Origin of the sequence: Hymenobacter koreensis, from assembly GCF_039541855.1 — a bacterium.
GTDB lineage: Bacteria > Bacteroidota > Bacteroidia > Cytophagales > Hymenobacteraceae > Solirubrum > Solirubrum koreensis.
This window is the reverse complement of the sequence record NZ_BAABHA010000013.1, coordinates 42,766-58,909: the sequence shown is the minus strand read 5'-3', so window position 1 is coordinate 58,909 and position 16,144 is coordinate 42,766. Positions and strand designations below refer to the sequence as shown.

Sequence of the window (16,144 nt, the reverse complement as noted above, 5' to 3'; positions counted from 1 at the left end):
GTGGAAAGGATAAGAGGTTAGTTAGCCGGAGTAGTGGGGGCCGGAGTCGCGGCGGGGGCCGCCGGCGGTGCGGTCGGGCCGGCCGGGGTCAGGCCGCGCTCGGCTTCCTGCAGGCGGCGCTGCCGGTCGGCTTCCTGGGCCTGCAGCAGCTCCTGTTCTTCCCGCGTCAGTTGCGGGGAGTAGGGGATGTAGTCGAAGTTGGTGATGAGCAGTCCGTAGGGGTTAGCGTCCGAACGGTTGGTTTCCACCAAGTTGAACTTGGCGGCCAGAGGCAGGGGCTCCTTTTGCTGGCCCCCAATGAAAATGCGCTGCTTGATGTAGACCGCGCCTGACCAGGGCCGCTTGCTCATGTCCACCAGCACACTGTCCACCGTCACCACGTTGCGGGCGGCGTAGCGCTCGTAGTTCTGCAGCACCTGCCCGCGGGTGAAGCCCTCGTAGATGCGCCGGCCGCCGCGGCCTTCAATAAGGGGCAGGGCCGCGTCCAGGTTAGCCTTGTAGGTGTATTGGTCGTGGCCGAACATGGTTTGCATGAACTGGCGCACTAGGTTGCGGGCCTCGTAGGGCGTGTGGGCGTCGTTGCCGGCCGAGAGGGCGGCTACCGAGCCGGTCTGCGAGACGACGTACACGCGCCGGCCACTGTTTTCGTAGGCCCGGTACACAAGAAAGCCCGAGGCCAGGGCCACGAGCAGCAGGGCCAGCACGCTGCCCAGCGCCAGGTTGCGCATGGTGGAGAAAGAGGTACTTAAGTCTTTGGCGGAATCCATTGATGAAAGTCTGGTTGAGTTAAATGGTGCGTTTTCTTCCCCGCTGCCCTTACTGGCTGATGGGCAGCAGCACCTTTTTGAAAGAGTCGTCGAACCCGCCGGAGCGTCCCCGGTAGGGGTAAACCACCAGGGCAGGCTGCTTCTGCTCGTTCTGGCCCATAAAGGCGTAGAGCGTGCCGCGCACGGTCAGGGGCTTGCGGGGCGCGATGGGCGTGACCGAGTACCGCTCCCGGCCGGGCACATTCAGGTTGAGGCCCCCGACCCGGAAGGAGGCCAGCGTATCCCGGCCATTGGGCGAGTACAGCGGCAGTGAGGCCGGCACCTTCTGGCGGCCGAAGTCCTGGGGTATCCACTGCAGCACGGCCTCGTAATAAATGCGGTAGCCGGGCGCGGCCTTCACGCCGTCGGCCCGGTCCGGGTCCGACTGCCACATGGCCGGCAGCCGCAGTTGCATGGGCTCGGCTTTGAGGGCCTTGGCGGAAACGACCTGCAGGTAGCCCTCGCGGGGTGTTTGTTCAGCCACGCCGGGCTTGAGGTCCACGTCCGTGATGGGCAGTGGGGCCGGAAGGGTCGTCGCGGGTTGAGTTGCAGCCGGCGCGTCCGGGGTGGTAGCGGTATCGGGCGCAGGGTTCGACTGGCAAGCCGCTGTAAGGCCCAGGGTAAAGCCCGCCGCGATGAGTGAGGGAAGGTTTTTCATGGATAGGGAATCAGAGGGATGGGTTATTTAGTCCAGATGCCCGAGGCCCGCTGACGGTAGGACGGGTTCAGCGCTTCCGACATGGTGATGGTGGGCAGGCCCGAGGAAGCCGACGATGCTGCGGATTCACCCCCTTGACTGGGGCCGGCACTTTCGCCGCCGACACTTGAAGCCCCTCCCCCACCGCGACTGCCCCCGTTGCCCAGGGCGCGGCCCACGGCGCTGGATAGTCCCCCACCGCCGGGTGAGGCCACGCCGGCCACGGCAGTTGCGGCGCCCACGGCCGAGCCAACCATGGAGCCCACGAAGCCCTGCACCGTCGAGGAGCCGATGAACATCGACGTGAGGTAGGGTACCATCACGTAGAGCAGCACGAAGGCCACGGACATGACCATGAACTTCTCGTCGTCCACCGACTGCTGCGGGCCGTTGGTCAAGCCACTGAACAAGCCGTTGGGGGCCTGCTCCGTCTCGGCGTAGAAGCCGTAGATGGTGTCGAGCAGCACAAACGTGAGCCCCCAGAGTTGCACGGCCAGAAAGTTCTGCAGCCACTTCATGGCCAGCTGCCCGAAGGCCGGAATCACCGACAGCGTCATGGCAATCGGCCCGCACACGTACAGAAAGCCCAGAATAAACTGCTGGATGAACTGCATGATGTGGCGGATGATGAGCACCGCCGTAGCCGTAAACAGCCGCGTCAGAATGCCCGAGAGCGTGAACGAGCTCAGCGTCTGGGAAATGCTGGTCATCAGCGAGCTGGCGCCCGCTACGATGTCGCCAATGCCCATGGAATCGTTGCGAGCCGCGGCGGCCACCGAGGCCGGGGTGGTCAGGTCGCGAATGGCTTCGGCAGCCGACTTGTCGGTGGAGAACATGGCCGTGAAAGCGGCCAGCCCTGCCCCCAGTGTGTCCATTAGCGTCTGGTAGAAGAAGAGCAGGAAGAATATCCAGGTGGCCTTAATAATCGGCCCCCAGTCCATGGCCAGCCCGCTGCCGGAGATAAAGCCACGCCCGATGGTGTAGAGCAGGGCAATGCCCATCAGCGAGGGCGTGATGAAGCGGCAGGCGGTGAGCACGACCTGCAGGGTCTGGTCGCAGGCCCGCAGAAAGCCTGGGTCGATGCCGTAGGCAACCATTGCGAGCATGCTCATTTGGCCAGGGCCCCTTTGCGGGCCTGTTTATCTTCCACAAACTGGTCGACGGCGTAATCCAGGCGCTGCACGCGCACCGGCTCGTACTCCATCTGCCCCTCCGCGTTGAGCAGCACGTGGCCGTTTTTATCCGTTTTGGGCCGCTGCTGGGTCTGCTGGTAGAACTTGACCAGCTTGTTGAGGTGGTTGCGCTCCACGGGCTTGGACGTCAGGATGGCATCAAGCTGCGGCGACGCCTCCAGGGCGAAGACCTTGCCCTTGGCGCCCTGCTTGATGAAAAACTCCCGCAGGGCCTCCGTCGAGCGCACCGACTTAATCAGGTCCATCTCGTGGCCCGTCAAACCGAGTGGGGCCTGCAACTGGGTGAGCGAGTCGGGGTTGACGTGGCGCAGGATAATCTTGGTAGCCGAGTTGTTGATGATAGCCGGCCCGATTTTGCTGCTGGTAATCTCGGTGATGCCCTGGGTGATGATGGTGACCGAGCCGTTGGTTTTGCGGATGGTGCGGTACATCGACTCGATGAATTCCGAAAGCACCCCCGAAAGCATGGTCCAGGCCTCGTCCAGGGCGATGTACTTGATGTCGTCGGGGAATTTGCGGAACAGGTCGAGGCTCAGCTCGGTGATGAGCATGGCCACCACGGGGTAGAGGTCGGGGTCGGCCTGCACCTTGGCCAGGTCAAAGCAGATGAGCCGGTACTCGCTCAAATCCACATCCCGCTTGGCGTTGAGCACCCGCTCGTAGCGGCCGCCGGTGATGTACTGGCCCAGCACCAGGAAGAACTGGTGCATGTCGATGTACTTCAGGTTTTTCTGGTACTGCCGGCGGGCCCCGTCCAGCGGGTCGGGCTCCACCCCGTCACCGGGCTGGGCTACCGGCTTCTGCATTTCCTGGTCGTACTGCTCGACGAAGCGGTAGAAGCTTTCCATGCCGGGAAACTCCTCGTCCTTCTGGTTCAGGCGCGGGCTCTCGTTGAGGCAGGCGTAGTACTCAATCAGAAAGCGCGAGAGAATGGTGCGCTCCGACTTATCCAGAGCCGTATCCTTGCCGCCCTTCCACAGGGCCGCGAGCAAAGCCAGGTGGAAGTTGGTTTTCTCGTCGTTGTAGAGCCACTTGCCCGCCGCGTCGCGCGGCACCACGAAGGGGTTGAACTCGATGGGCCGTTGCGGGTCGTACTCGAAGTAGGTGTTATCGAAGTCTTCGCCGTTGAGCGACTGCAGCACGTTGCGGTAGGTGCCGCCCACGTCCATGATGATTTGCCGGGCGCCCTTCTCGAAGCGCTGCACAATCAAATTGCCGAAGGTGTAGCTCTTGCCCGAGCCCGAGGGGCCTATGACGATGGCGTTCTGGTTGTCCAGGGCCGTGTTAAAGAGGTTTACCTGCACCAGGTTGCGGAACCGGTCGGTCAGGTACTCCCCCACCGGGTCGGTTTTGTAGGTGGCCGTCCAGTGGGTGTAGCAGGCCCCGCGGTCGGCGGTGCTGGTGAGCCAGCGGTCCGGCACCTGCCAGGCGTTGCCGGGCAGCAAACCGAAGAACACGGGCAGGGCCAGGTAGCTTTCGACCACGCTTTCCGTGCCGAACATGTAGCGGAAAGCGGCCGTGGCCCGCTCCACGTTTTCGCGCCGGCTGGTGTCGTTCGTGTCCCAGAGCACGCAGGAGAGGTGCAGGCCCACAATCTGCTTATTTTCGGCCCGCACCTCGGCTGTGAACTCTTCGACTTCGGCGGCGCGCAGGTGGTTGTCCTGGGTGGCTAGAAACGAGAGCGAGGCGTTGAGCTTGCGGTCGGTATCGAGGCTGCTTAATTCCGAGCGGGTATCCTGAATCAGCAGGGCCTGGGTGAGCACGTGCGGGCACTGCAGGATGTGGGTGAGCGGGTAGAGCATCGGCGCCGTCACCCCGTAGCTATTGCGCACGGCCGGGTAGGCGTCGGAGCCCTGCCCGACCATGCTCAGCACGTTCACCTTGTGCTCGCCCACGCTGAAGGTGCCCAGGTCGTTGCCGATTTCGCGCTCCTGCCGGGTGGGCTGCCCGTCGAAGTTGAGGTTGAAGTACTGCAAGTAGAGCTGGTGAATCTCCGCGCTGGGCAGCCGCTCGAACGTCACGCCGCCCAGGTTTTTGATGCCCTGAATGAATTCCACGGCCCCGCTTTCGGCCGCTTCGAGCGTGTGCACGAGCTGGGCGAAGGGGTTTTTGAGCACGGCCTCGCCGGCACGGGCCACCAGCGCATTCACCGCGTTGGTTTTGGGCGACTTGACCGCCACCGGCGCAAACGAGAGGAACAGGTAGGACTTCTGGAACAGCACCAGCCGCTCGAAGAAGTGCTTGTTCATCTTGTTCTCGAAGTAGGTCTGCTGGGTTTTGTCCTCGCGGTAGGGCCGGTCGTAGTAGAGGTCGGTTTTCTGCACGATGGTGCCCACCGGCAGCGGGCGCAGCACACCCACCAGCGCGGTCTGGAAGGCCTCGTAGTCGTCCGAGGTCCAGCTTTCCATCTCGGCGGGCTCCACGCGGAAGCCCACCGCAACGCGGCCGTCCTTGAAGACCACCTTGTCGCCCTCGAAGCTGTGCACGGGCATCACGGCCTTAAACGCGGCCGTTCTGGGCTTTTTGGTCATGGGTGGAAGGGGTGGGAATGGGCCCCACCGCCAGGCGGCGGGGCTGGATGAAAGTGAAGGAGAGCCAGCCCATCAGAAAGCCGGGCGCCTGCTTCTTGCTCAGGTAGCGCAGGCCCAGAATCAGGCCCAGCTCCACCAAAATGACGAGCAGGTACACCAGGCGGGGAATGTGGACGGCCATGCCCAGAAAGCCCAGCAGCAGCACGGAGCCGATGAACAGGCCGACCATGATGCCCAGGTCCTGGATGTTCATGCCTAGCACCTGCGCGGGCCGCTCAATGGATTTGTAGGAGCGCATGGCGAGCTTAGCGTACGCCCCCGTCCCCGCCACCCACGGCGCTGACCAAATCGTCCTTGAAGAGCTGGAAGCCAAACCACAGAATCACGCCGCCCACCAGCCAGCCCAGGGAGCCCAGCGCATCCGGCGCGCCCTGCACGAACTTCATCACCACGCGAATCAGCCCGACGATGAGCACAATGGCGAAAATGACCTGCACGATGCCCACGACGGTTTCCTGCACGCCTTCGAGCGCGGCCGCGGCCCCCCCGCCGCCCAGCTGGGCGCGGGCCGGGCTGGTGGCCAGGGCCAGGGTGGTGAGCAGGGCCGCGGCGCGCTGCTCGGCTTTGGAAGGCTGGTAGGTCTGGCCGGCGGCGGCCAGCATGTGCAGGGTTTCAGTTGCCGTTGCGGCGTGGGTACGGGCCCGGGAAAAGAAGTGGGTTAGCATAGAAAAGGGTAATTGGTGGAAACAGGGTGCTTATCTCCCCGAAAAGCAGGTGTGGTCGTTAGGAAGGTTTGGTCGTGGGAATGGGGCTGCCGGCACCGGGAAACAGGTCGCTCAGGGCGGCGCGCTGGGCTGCGGCATCCGCACTCATGCGGGCGCGCCGCTGCTGGCGTAGGGCGATTTCGGCGGCGCGGTTGGCCTGGTCGTTGGCCGAGGGCGCCGGCGCGGTGATGGGGTTATGAAAGAGGGCCTCGGCGGGCTCCTCGTCGGTTTCGGGCGCTGGCTCAGGCGTTGGGGCCACGGGCGTTACCGTCTCTTCCTGCGCATCAAGCAGAGAAGCCAGGGCGCCGGCAGCGTGGCGAATAGAGGCCGGGCGAGGCGGTATATCTGCTGACGTTTCCTGGTTTCCTTCACTCGGTGCTTCGTTGTCTGCGGAAAGCGTTGCTTCGTTTTCCTCGGCGGAATGCGTGGAATCCGGTGCGGCCAGGTCTTCCTGAGGAAGCAGCCGGGCCAGGGCCTCGCCGACTTCGGTGGTGACCCCTGCAGACGTTGCAGCTTGCGCGGCTGCGGCAGAACCGTAGTGGAAGGTGCGCAGGGAATGGTGGTTGCGGGTGGCCAGCACCGCGACCGGTGCGGCCGGTTTATCCGGGCCCTTAAAGCGCCACCACAGCAGCGCCGCCAAGGCACCCAGGGCCAGTATGACCAATAAGAGTATTCCAAAACGCATACCGGCCCCTTACGGCAGGAAGCGCGTCAGTGTTAGTAAAAAGTTAGTGAAAACTTAAAAAATACTTGGCCGTATGAAGCGCCTACCAGCGAAGTAGCATCCTGCCGATACCAGCCGGGTGGTAGAAGATTTGAGTTTTTCCCGGAGGGCGTTGCGGCTTCTAAGCCCGATATGCGTCCTTTGGGGTATCGCTCCGATACTTCACCCCCACTGCCCCCAGCAGTGTGCCCTTCTTCGCATGGTACCATCCGACCACGTTTCCGCCCCGTTGGGGTTTCCTGACCTTAGCCTGTCCGCGCCCTATTCCGAGTGCCTGCGCTACGTGCAGTTTCGTCTTAAAGCCCTTCCCCAGGGTGATTTAACCGCTTTTTGTGCCCAGCATGGCCTGACCTATACCAACGTCGTCAACTTGAAGAACGGCAAGCTCAAGCGCGACGAGCCGCGCCTCGTGCAAAAGGTGCTGCGCGCTCTGGGCGTGGCCACGGAAATCGTGCGCATCGACATCGGCAGCGGCGCCAACCAGTACGTATTCGGCAGCGCGGAGCTGCTGGCCCAATTCCGCGAGCAGCTGGCCTTCTTCGACGCGGCCGCCCAACGGGCCGGCAGCCCGCCGCTGACCACCTAATCACCGGATAGCTTTCCTACCGGGCCCAGTCCGGGCGCTGGGAGGAGTCGGAGCTATCCGGCTCCACTCCCCCAGCCCACCCCATGAACGCACCCCGGGAAAACGACCCCACCGAACTCGACCGCTTCAAGCGCGACATTGACCTGGTAGACTACGCCCAGCGCCAGGGCTACGCCATCAAGAAGGAAAGCCGCCGCGGCGACTGGCACCACCTAGTCAAAGACGACGAGCACGTCATCGTCACCCGCAAAGGTGACCACCAGGTGTATTTGAACACCGGCAACGACCGTGACGCGGGCTCCATCATCGACTTTGCCAAGACGAGAGGTGGCGACGGCCACGGCCTCAACCTGGGCCAAGTGCGCCAGCAGCTGCGCGAGTACCTCGACGGCGCGCCGGCCCCGGCCCGGCAGTACGCCACCCCGCCCGACACCGCGCGGCTCAGCAGCCTGCCCGTGGGCGACCCGGAGCAGGCTGCTCAGCAGGCTGAAGAAGAGCGCCGCACGCGCCTGATTTCCGAAGTGCTGGGCGTCAAAAAGGAACTCACCGACCGCAGCTACCTCCACGGGCGGGGCATCACGGATGAAACGCTCGATAGCCCGGCCTTCCAAGGCCGCATCTTCACGGCGCAGCAGAACGAGCACAAGAACACGGCCTTTCCGCTCTACAACGAGCACGGGCTGGCCAGCGTCGAGCAGAAGAACGAGCACTACAAAAGCCTGCTGCCGCTGCCCAAAAACGGCATTTGGGTGTCGCACCCCACCGACGGCAAGGACACGCCGGTAGAGCGCGTGGTGGTGAGCGAATCGGCCATTGACTCACTTTCCCACTTTCAGCTCAAGCACGGGCAGGACCCCAAGAACACGCTCTACATTGCTACCAGCGGCACGCCCACCGAGGCGCAGGTGTCCCTGATTCAGCGGGTCATCGATAAGCAGCAGCCCCGGGAGGTCGTACTGGCCAACGACCGCGACGCCGGCGGCCGGCAGTTCAACATCAATTACCTCAACGAGCTGCAGCCGGCTCGCCCGTTGGTGCCTGTTGCCGAGCAGGAAGCGTACCACGAGGCCTCCCGGCCGGTGGAATGGCACGCGACCAGCGACAAGTACCACACCAGCCTGAAGGTGACCTTTCACCACGACTCGGCCGAACAGGGCGCTGTCCAGGTGCAGCAGCTCAGCGAGCGGGTAGAAAGAATAAACCAGACGCAACAGGACGGCCCTTCGCTGGCGGTCGAAGTGCAACGAAGCACCGAGCAGGCCACCATCGTGCGCCTGACCGTGGCCCGCGCTGACACGGCCCAGCTGGAAGTGGTAGCGCAGGAGCTCTACCGGCAGCGCGAGCAGCTGCGCTCCGAAGCCGAGCGCCAGCAGGAAGCATTTCTGCGGGTGGACTATCCGCTGGCCAAGGACTTCAACAAGGAGCTAGAGTACACCAATCAGGGCTTAAGCGCCGAGCAGATTCGGGCTGCAGCCCAGCGTGAAGAGCAGCAGCGGGAATCGGAGCGCCAGCAGCGGCTGGCCGAAGCGCAGCGCCAGGTGAGAGCACAGCGGGCCCTGCAACGCCAAGCTCAGCGGGAGCGGGAGAACAGCCCGGAAGCACAGCAGGAGCGGGAACAGGACGATAAGCGCTTTCATCAGGCAGTATTGGAAGTGGCCACGACCGAGGTTGAACAAAGGCCTACCCGCTCCTACCGCAACGAGCAGGAGGCGGCGGAGCATACCGCGCAGTTCGTGCACGCTCGGGATGCCGGCCTAGTGCTGCTGAAAGAGTACATCCACGACAATCCCCCGCCGGCCGGCCGCAAAGTCGATGAAGCCGAACGGCAGGAATTGCTCGACCAGGCCCGCTTTGAGGCAGCTGCCGTCGCTGTGAGCTTGCCGGCCGCTACGCCCACCGAGGTGAGGACGGCGACGTGGAAAATTGATGAGCTGGAGCCCAACTCTACCGGCCGCGCCGAGGCCTGGAAAGCCATTCTGGATAACTCCGGCTATTCCATGCGGACCAGCGAAGTGCGCAGCATGGTCGATGAGCAGGGCATCCGGCGAGCGGAGTTCGACATGCGCTACCGCAACGACCAGCCGGACATTGCCATCATACATGCCATCGTCACCAACACCAATGCCCGCGCCGAGGCTGGTAAGGAGCAATATGCCGGCGTGCGCGTGGTCGAGCCCGAAGCTGACCGCAGCGCCCGCCAGCTAGCCGCCGAAGCCGCGACCATTCAGCCCCATAACCGGGACCGTAGCCTGGACGTGGCCGCCAAGCCCGGTGCTGAGGCCGGTGCGGTCGGCAAGGAAGAAGTCAGCGCTGGCCCCCCCGGCAGCGAGAAGCAGGTGATTATCCGGGTGGACGAGCCAGCTACCGCTGCGGGTGAGCGGGGGCAGGCCGAAGCCGTGCAAGCGGCCATCACCGCCAGCGGCGCCAAAGCCGGCGAGCTGCAGAGCACCGTCGACGAGCAAGGCGTGCGCCACTCCGAAATGAAGGTATCGTACCGCACCGACCAGCCCGAAATAGCCCAGATAAGCCAGGCGCTGGATGCCGTGGCCCAGCAACGTGGCAACCAGATGCTGGAGCACGGCAGCGACCGGGCCGAGCGGCAGCAGGCCGCTCATCAAAGCCAGGTAAGCAAACAAGCCACGCAAGAGTTAGAGCGGTGAACCCATGAAGTAAAGTCGCTCCCACACTTTAGTAGGGCACCAATCCCAAACGGCAATACTGCGCGTATGGTAAGGCATAGCCACTTAATCCCCGGTTTATGTCCATCCCCACTACCGCCTACGTCCGCTTCGATTCCGGAGTGGAAGAAATTCAACCCAACGAGCAGCAGCTTATCGACGAAACCGTCGAGTCGATGGCGCGGGTCAACCGCTTTATGTTCGAAAAGCACCGCCACGCCATCCGTGACGCCCACGCCAAAAGCCACGGGATTCTGCGCGGCGAACTGCACGTGTATCCCAACCTGCCCGCGCACCTGGCCCAGGGCATGTTCCGGCAGCCCCGAGTGTACCCGGTCATTATCCGCTTGTCGTCGGCCCCCGGCTCCATCGACTCCGATACCCAATCGGCGGTAAAGGGCATGGCCGTGAAAATCATCGGGGTAGAAGGCCGGAAGTTCCTGCCCGACCAGGCCGACGAAGTCACCCAGGACTTCCTCATGGTCAACGACACCATCATTCCGACCGGCGACATCAAGAGCTACCACGACATGCAGCTGCGCCAGGAAAAGGTGTTCCTGCACGCCCCGGAGGTGGTCACTACGCTCCTGACCGAGGCCGGCACGTTGGTGAATCAAGCCCTCGATGCCGTGGGCATTAAGAAGGAAATTCCGCTGGTGGTGCCGCCCCACCCGCACAACCACCTCCTGGGCGAAACCTTTACCACGCTCGGCGCCATCCGCTTCGGCGAGTATGTGTCGAAAATCAGCGTGGCCCCACTCTCAGCCAACGTGCAAGCCCTGGCCGGCGAGCCGGTAAAAATTACCGACCAAGCCGGTTGGCGCGACCTGGTGGTGGACTTCTTCCGCGCCCAGGGCGCCGAGTATGAGCTGCGCGCCCAACTTTGTACCGACCTGCAGGCCATGCCTGTGGAAGACGCCGCCGTGGACTGGCCCCAGGACCAGAGCCCCTACCAGCCCTTGGGCAAAATCGTTATTCCGGCCCAGGAGGCCTTCAGCCCCGCCCGCCGGGCCTTTGCGGACGATGTGCTTTCATTCAATCCCTTCCACTGCCTGCCCGAGCACCTGCCGCTGGGCTCCATCAACCGGGCCCGCATCCAGGCCTACGAAACTTCCACGGCCTACCGCCACCGCATGAACGCCCAGCCCCGCCTCGAGCCCCGCGACATCAATGAGCTGCCGGACTAAGCTCGCGCCGTCGGGGCAGTAGCAGACCGGAAGCCAACCGGGGGCGCTGCCTGCCGCGTGCCCCCGGGCCAGCCAACCCTGGCCGGGGCCGGGCCGTTGATTCACCTTTTGGCAACTCCGAGTTGCCCACCTGTCGGTTATGCTGCACCTGGAACGCATGAAATGGGGACGCATCGCGCTGGCCTGGCTGTTGTTTGCCCTGTTCATGATGGGGCTTGTCTACGGCCAGGCGGTTAGCCGGGGCGCGGCCGTGCACTGGCGCACCGTGGTGCTGAGCCCGCTGCTGCACAGCCTGCTCTGGGCGCTGCTTACGCCGGTGGTGTTTGCCCTGGCGTCCCGCTTCGACCTGACGGCTGGCCGCCGCGGCTTACTGGTCAAGCTCCTGGTACACGTCGCGGCCGGGGTCGCGCTGACGGTGGGCTACCGGGCCGTGTATGTGCTGGTGCTGCGCCTGCTGGCCGTGCCCGGCACCGAGGTGAGCTGGGCCGCCATCGTGGCCTCGCTCAACGTGTGGGTGCCCATGTATTGGATGCTGCTGCTGGCGGCCTACGCCCTGGAGTACTCCGACCGGTACCGCCACCGCAGCCTGGAAGCGGCCCGCCTGGAAACCCAGCTGGTGCAGGCGCAGCTACAGGCGCTGAAGATGCAGCTCAAGCCCCACTTTCTCTTTAACGCCCTCAACGCCATTGCCGCCCTGACCGGCGACGACCCCAAGGCCGGGCAGCGCATGATGGGCAAGCTGGGCCAGTTTCTGCGCGTGGTGCTCGACCACTCCGACGCCCAGCAAGTTACCCTGGAGCAGGAGTTGCAATTCACGGCCCTGTATTTGGAAATCGAGCAGATTCGCTTCAGCGACCGGCTCAAGTTATGCTACGAAGTGGACCCGCAGGCCCGGCCCGCGCTGGTGCCGAGCCTGCTGCTGCAGCCCCTGGTGGAAAACGCCGTGCGCCACGGCATTGCCCGCAACCCCGACGGCGGAACCGTCTGCCTGCGGGCCACGCGGCAGGGCGAGCGGCTGCAGCTGGGCGTGTACGACGACGGGCCGGGTGCACCCGGCTTTGACGGCGCCTGGGGCATCGGCCTGCGCAACACCGAGGACCGGCTGCGCGCCCTGCACGGAGCTGGGGCCAGCCTGCGCATCGATACGGGCGCAGGCCAGGGCTTCACCGTCTGGCTGGATTTGCCCTTCATCACTGCCTAACCCCGCTGTTTCGCCTTTGGAACCCTTTCGTACCCTGCTCGTCGACGACGAACCCCTGGCCCGCCGGCGCCTGACCCAGCTGCTGGGCGAAACAACGGACTTTGCCGTGCTTGGGGAGTGCCGCAATGGCGCCGAGGCCTTGGCTGCCCTGCAGCAGGGGCCGGCGGTGGATGTGGTGTTCCTGGACGTGCAGATGCCCGACTTGAGCGGGGTGCAGGTACTGCGCCAGCTGGAGGGGGACGGGCCCTGGCCGCTGGTGGTGTTCGTGACGGCTTACGACCAGTATACGCTGCAAGCCTTTGAGACGCACGCCGTGGATTACCTGCTCAAGCCCCTGGACGAGGAGCGTTTCCACGAGTGCCTGGCCCACCTGCGGCGCCTGCTGGCCCAGCGCCGGCCACATCCCGCGCCGCCGGCCGAGCAGCTGCTGGTCAAGCAGCCCGGGCACTATTACTTCGTGGCGGCCGAGCAGGTCCAGTACCTGGAAGCCAGCGGCAACTACGTCACCCTGCACGCCGACGGGCGGCAGCACCAGTTGCGCGCCACGCTCGGCCAACTCGAAAGCCGCCTCGACCCCAGCAGCTTTCTGCGCGTGCACCGCTCGCTGGTCGTCAATACGCGCTACCTCAAGGACCTGCGCCCCTGGACCCGTGGCGAGTATTTGCTAACCCTGCACGACGGTACCCACCTGACCTCGTCGCGCGGCTACGCCGAGAACATCCAGCGTTTTCTTAAGGGATTTGCGCTGTAGGGAGCGGTAGGCAATGGCCCGCGCTCAGGCCTGGCGTGCCTCTCGTCCCGTAAATAGTCCTATTCGTCCCACAACAGCCCACGCACTGACTAAACCGGCGTATGCACGGTCATGTCCGGGCCAGACGGCCGCGACCAAACCCAGGCGAAGGGAAACAGCCGGTAGCGGCCTTGCTCGCTTGCCGCTACCGCTTTGCGCATGCCAACTTCTACTTATGCTGACACGGAGCAGGACCTGGTCCAGCGCCTGCGTGGCCGCGACGAAGCGGCCATGGCCCTGTTCTATGACCGGTACGCGCTGAGCCTGTTCCACGTCATTCACCGGCTGGTACGGCACCAGGCCGCGGCCGAGGACGTGCTGCAGGAGAGCATGATTAAAATCTGGTTTGCCTTTGCGCAATACAACCCCGCGCGGGGCCGCCTCTATACCTGGGCCCTGAACGTGTGCCGGCACGCCGCCATCGACCATATGCGCGTCCAGCGCGGCCGCCGCGAGCGCACCGATTCCCTGCACGAAAGTTTGGAAGCGCACCTGCTGAGTATTCCGGGGTTTCAGACCGAGCACATCGGCGTGGCCGACTGGCCTGGGCAGCTGCGCCCGCACTACCAGTGCGTACTGGACCTGCTCTACTTCGGGGGCTGTACCCAGGAGGAGGCCGCTGAAACGCTGGGGTGGCCGCTGGGCACGGTCAAGACCCGGGCGCGGCAGGCCTTGAAGGAGCTGGCCGGCCGGTTGCAGGAAGCATAGCAAGAAATTTAATCCATTTTTTCACCCCTTACCTTTTCTTACATGAGCTACATCAAAGTCGGCCAGGATGCCAACGGCGAAGACATCAAGCTGCACTACACCGACCAGGGCCAGGGCGCCCCGGTGGTGCTCATCCACGGCTGGCCCCAGAGCCACGAGGCCTGGACCTACCAACTGGGCGAGCTGCCTAAGCACGGCATTCGCGCCATTGCCTACACCCGCCGCGGCTTCGGCAACTCCTCCCAGCCCTTCGAGGGCTACGACTACGACACGCTGGCCGACGATTTGAAGGCCGTGCTCGACACGCTGAACTTGCAGAACGTGACGCTGGTGGGCTTTTCCATGGGCGGCGGCGAGGTGGCCCGCTACATGAGCCGCCACGGCGGGGCCCGCGTGGCCAAGGTCGTATTCGTTTCCTCGGTGACGCCCTACCTGCTCAAAACCGACGACAACCCCGACGGCGTGGACAAGTCCACCTTCGACGACATCCAGCAGAACCTGGCCAAGGACCGGTTCGACTTCCTGCAGACCTTCGGCAAGCAGTTCTACGGCGAAGGGGCGCTGAGCAAGCCCGTCAGCCAGGCCGTGCTGGACTGGTCGTTCAACATGGCCGCGCTCGGCTCCCACCAGGCCACGGTGGCCTGCGCCCACGCCTTTGCCGAAACGGACTTCCGCCAGGACTTGGCCGGCATCCGGGTGCCCGCGCTGGTGATTCACGGCGAAGACGACAAGACCGTGCCCATCAAAAACAGCGGCGACCGGATGAAAAACCACCTGCCCCACGCCACTTACATTGCCTACAGCGACGCCCCGCACGGCCTGTTCATCACCGAGAAGGACAAGCTCAACCGCGACCTGATTGACTTCGTCACCGGCACGGAGGTGCGCGGCGGGCAGGTCAGTTAACAGCCCGGCGCTGCTCCCCAGGTCCGGCTCTGCGTGCAGGGCCGGACTTTTTTTAGCGCGTCGGAGCAAGCCGCACCCTTTTTCGCCTTGCGCCACGTACAGTAAGTTTCTTGCCTATCAGCCCTTACTTCTCATCTTCAACCCACTTTTTCCATGAAAGCCCTCCGAATCCACGGCATGCGCGACGTGCGCGTTGACACGGTCGACGACCCCACCATCCAGGACGAGCGCGACGCCATTATCCGCGTCACGAGCACGGCCATCTGCGGCTCTGATTTGCACATCTATAACGGCAGCATCCCGCAGCCCCGGCCCATGACCCTGGGCCACGAGTTCATGGGCATCGTGGAGGAAGTGGGCAAGGGCGTGAGCAACCTCAAGCGCGGCGACCGGGTGGTGGTGCCCTTCCCCATTGCCTGCGGCCACTGCCTGTTCTGCAACCACGAGCTGCCCGGCCACTGCGAAAACTCCAACCCCGAGCACTACGGCCCCGAGGGCGGCCTGCTCACGGAGAAGGGCGGCGCGCTGTTTGGCTACACCGACCTATATGGCGGCTACGACGGCGGCCAGGCCGAGTACGCCCGCGTGCCCTACGCCGATTTCGGGCCCCGCAAAGTGCCGGATAACCTCACCGACGAGCAAGTACTTTTCCTGACCGACATCTTCCCCACGGGCTATTCTGGTATCGACTGGGCCAATGTGAAGGGCGGCGAAATCGTGGCCATCTTCGGCTCGGGCCCGGTGGGCATCATGGCCGCCAAGTCGGCTTGGCTGCGCGGGGCTAGCCGCGTTATTATCGTCGACACCCAGCAATACCGGCTGGATTTGGCGAAGAAAGCCGCTAACGCCGAGGGCATTTTGTGGGAAGACCACCAGCAGGTGGTCGACGCTATTCGCAGCATGTCGGGCGGCTACGGGGCGCACGTATGCGTGGAAGCCGTGGGCTTCGAGCCCGACCGCAGCCTGCTCGACCGGGCCAAGGCCGTTGTGAACCTGGAGAAAGGCTCCGACAAGGTCTTGCTGGCCTGCATGAGCGCCGTGCGCCGCGGCGGCTTTGTGTCGGTGCTGGGCGTATACTCCTCGCCCTTCGACAACTTCCCCATCCACCAGTTTTTCGACAAGGGCATCATCATGCAGGGCGGCCAGGCCCCCGCGCACAAGCACATCGACAAGCTGTTGCAGCACGTGGCCAACGGCGACGTGCGCCTCGACGACATCATCTCCCACCGGCTGCCCCTCTCGCAGGCCCCCCACGGCTACGACATCTTCCGCCACAAAAAGGACAACTGCACCAAGGTGGTGCTCACGCCCGGCGCGTAGCCAGCCGATTTGGGCCGTTCGGCGGCCCTTCACGTTACAGCCCGGCGGCCCGT

15 protein-coding genes are annotated in these 16,144 nt (G+C 64.2%); 8 read left to right on the top strand and 7 right to left on the bottom strand.

The window, feature by feature from the left end:
* Positions 1-17: 17 nt before the first annotated feature.
* From ABD903_RS18205 to ABD903_RS18175, 7 genes are read right to left on the bottom strand one after another with little or no spacing between them, the layout of a single operon-like run.
* The gene (locus ABD903_RS18205) at positions 18-767 is read right to left on the bottom strand and encodes a conjugal transfer protein TraK (RefSeq protein WP_345226704.1); all 750 of its coding nucleotides are present in this window, start codon (positions 765-767) and stop codon (positions 18-20) included.
* A 49-nt stretch (positions 768-816) separates the two neighbouring features.
* Positions 817-1,464, bottom strand: coding sequence for a hypothetical protein (locus tag ABD903_RS18200; RefSeq protein WP_345226702.1), 648 nt, complete (start codon positions 1,462-1,464; stop codon positions 817-819).
* A gap of 23 nt (positions 1,465-1,487) precedes the next feature.
* Complete coding sequence (locus ABD903_RS18195; RefSeq protein WP_345226700.1) at positions 1,488-2,609, bottom strand: hypothetical protein; 1,122 nt, start codon at positions 2,607-2,609, stop codon at positions 1,488-1,490.
* A gap of 2 nt (positions 2,610-2,611) precedes the next feature.
* Positions 2,612-5,227, bottom strand: a complete 2,616-nt coding sequence (locus tag ABD903_RS18190) for a TraG/VirB4 family ATPase (protein WP_345226699.1) — start codon at positions 5,225-5,227, stop codon at positions 2,612-2,614.
* Positions 5,196-5,525 (bottom strand): hypothetical protein, encoded by a 330-nt coding sequence (locus tag ABD903_RS18185; RefSeq protein WP_345226697.1) that lies wholly within the window; start codon positions 5,523-5,525, stop codon positions 5,196-5,198. The genes ABD903_RS18190 and ABD903_RS18185 overlap by 32 nt, the downstream gene beginning before the upstream one ends.
* A 7-nt stretch (positions 5,526-5,532) precedes the next feature.
* Positions 5,533-5,952 carry a hypothetical protein gene (locus ABD903_RS18180; protein WP_345226695.1) on the bottom strand — a complete coding sequence of 140 codons (420 nt, stop codon included), beginning with the start codon at positions 5,950-5,952 and terminating at the stop codon, positions 5,533-5,535.
* Positions 5,953-6,010: 58 nt separating this feature from the next.
* Complete coding sequence (locus ABD903_RS18175; RefSeq protein WP_345226694.1) at positions 6,011-6,676, bottom strand: hypothetical protein; 666 nt, start codon at positions 6,674-6,676, stop codon at positions 6,011-6,013.
* 238 nt (positions 6,677-6,914) lie between these two features.
* Here ABD903_RS18175 and ABD903_RS18170 point away from each other — a divergent pair, with 238 nt between their 5' ends.
* From ABD903_RS18170 to ABD903_RS18135, 8 genes are all read left to right on the top strand, one after another.
* Positions 6,915-7,301: a hypothetical protein gene (locus tag ABD903_RS18170; RefSeq protein ID WP_345226690.1), complete on the top strand. Its 387-nt coding sequence runs from the start codon at positions 6,915-6,917 to the stop codon at positions 7,299-7,301.
* Positions 7,302-7,384: 83 nt separating this feature from the next.
* On the top strand, positions 7,385-9,961 hold the full coding sequence (locus tag ABD903_RS18165; RefSeq protein ID WP_345226689.1) for a toprim domain-containing protein: 2,577 nt from the start codon (positions 7,385-7,387) through the stop codon (positions 9,959-9,961).
* A 98-nt stretch (positions 9,962-10,059) separates the two neighbouring features.
* Positions 10,060-11,166 (top strand): catalase family protein, encoded by a 1,107-nt coding sequence (locus ABD903_RS18160; protein ID WP_345226687.1) that lies wholly within the window; start codon positions 10,060-10,062, stop codon positions 11,164-11,166.
* 139 nt (positions 11,167-11,305) lie between these two features.
* Entirely contained in the window at positions 11,306-12,367 is a 1,062-nt protein-coding gene (locus ABD903_RS18155) for a sensor histidine kinase (protein ID WP_345226686.1), read from the top strand.
* A 16-nt stretch (positions 12,368-12,383) separates the two neighbouring features.
* A complete protein-coding gene (locus ABD903_RS18150) occupies positions 12,384-13,118 on the top strand; it encodes a LytR/AlgR family response regulator transcription factor (protein WP_345226684.1) in 735 nt (244 codons plus the stop codon).
* Positions 13,119-13,316: 198 nt separating this feature from the next.
* Entirely contained in the window at positions 13,317-13,865 is a 549-nt protein-coding gene (locus tag ABD903_RS18145) for an RNA polymerase sigma factor (RefSeq protein ID WP_345226682.1), read from the top strand.
* Positions 13,866-13,907: 42 nt separating this feature from the next.
* Complete coding sequence (locus ABD903_RS18140; protein ID WP_345226681.1) at positions 13,908-14,771, top strand: alpha/beta fold hydrolase; 864 nt, start codon at positions 13,908-13,910, stop codon at positions 14,769-14,771.
* A 153-nt stretch (positions 14,772-14,924) separates the two neighbouring features.
* A complete protein-coding gene (locus tag ABD903_RS18135; RefSeq protein ID WP_345226679.1) occupies positions 14,925-16,091 on the top strand; it encodes a zinc-dependent alcohol dehydrogenase in 1,167 nt (388 codons plus the stop codon).
* The last annotated feature ends 53 nt before the right edge of the window (positions 16,092-16,144 follow it).

Excerpts from the sequence above, each read along its gene's own strand:
- ABD903_RS18200 (WP_345226702.1), bottom strand. The coding sequence starts at position 1,464 with ATGAAAAACCTTCCCTCACTCATCGCGGCGGGCTTTACCCTGGGCCTT.
- ABD903_RS18155 (WP_345226686.1), top strand. The coding sequence starts at position 11,306 with ATGCTGCACCTGGAACGCATGAAATGGGGACGCATCGCGCTGGCCTGG.
- ABD903_RS18140 (WP_345226681.1), top strand. The coding sequence starts at position 13,908 with ATGAGCTACATCAAAGTCGGCCAGGATGCCAACGGCGAAGACATCAAG.
- ABD903_RS18195 (WP_345226700.1), bottom strand. The coding sequence starts at position 2,609 with ATGCTCGCAATGGTTGCCTACGGCATCGACCCAGGCTTTCTGCGGGCC.
- ABD903_RS18180 (WP_345226695.1), bottom strand. The coding sequence starts at position 5,952 with ATGCTAACCCACTTCTTTTCCCGGGCCCGTACCCACGCCGCAACGGCA.
- ABD903_RS18160 (WP_345226687.1), top strand. The coding sequence starts at position 10,060 with ATGTCCATCCCCACTACCGCCTACGTCCGCTTCGATTCCGGAGTGGAA.
- ABD903_RS18175 (WP_345226694.1), bottom strand. The coding sequence starts at position 6,676 with ATGCGTTTTGGAATACTCTTATTGGTCATACTGGCCCTGGGTGCCTTG.
- ABD903_RS18165 (WP_345226689.1), top strand. The coding sequence starts at position 7,385 with ATGAACGCACCCCGGGAAAACGACCCCACCGAACTCGACCGCTTCAAG.
- ABD903_RS18205 (WP_345226704.1), bottom strand. The coding sequence starts at position 767 with ATGGATTCCGCCAAAGACTTAAGTACCTCTTTCTCCACCATGCGCAAC.
- ABD903_RS18190 (WP_345226699.1), bottom strand. The coding sequence starts at position 5,227 with ATGACCAAAAAGCCCAGAACGGCCGCGTTTAAGGCCGTGATGCCCGTG.
- ABD903_RS18185 (WP_345226697.1), bottom strand. The coding sequence starts at position 5,525 with ATGCGCTCCTACAAATCCATTGAGCGGCCCGCGCAGGTGCTAGGCATG.
- ABD903_RS18145 (WP_345226682.1), top strand. The coding sequence starts at position 13,317 with ATGCCAACTTCTACTTATGCTGACACGGAGCAGGACCTGGTCCAGCGC.
- ABD903_RS18135 (WP_345226679.1), top strand. The coding sequence starts at position 14,925 with ATGAAAGCCCTCCGAATCCACGGCATGCGCGACGTGCGCGTTGACACG.
- ABD903_RS18170 (WP_345226690.1), top strand. The coding sequence starts at position 6,915 with ATGGTACCATCCGACCACGTTTCCGCCCCGTTGGGGTTTCCTGACCTT.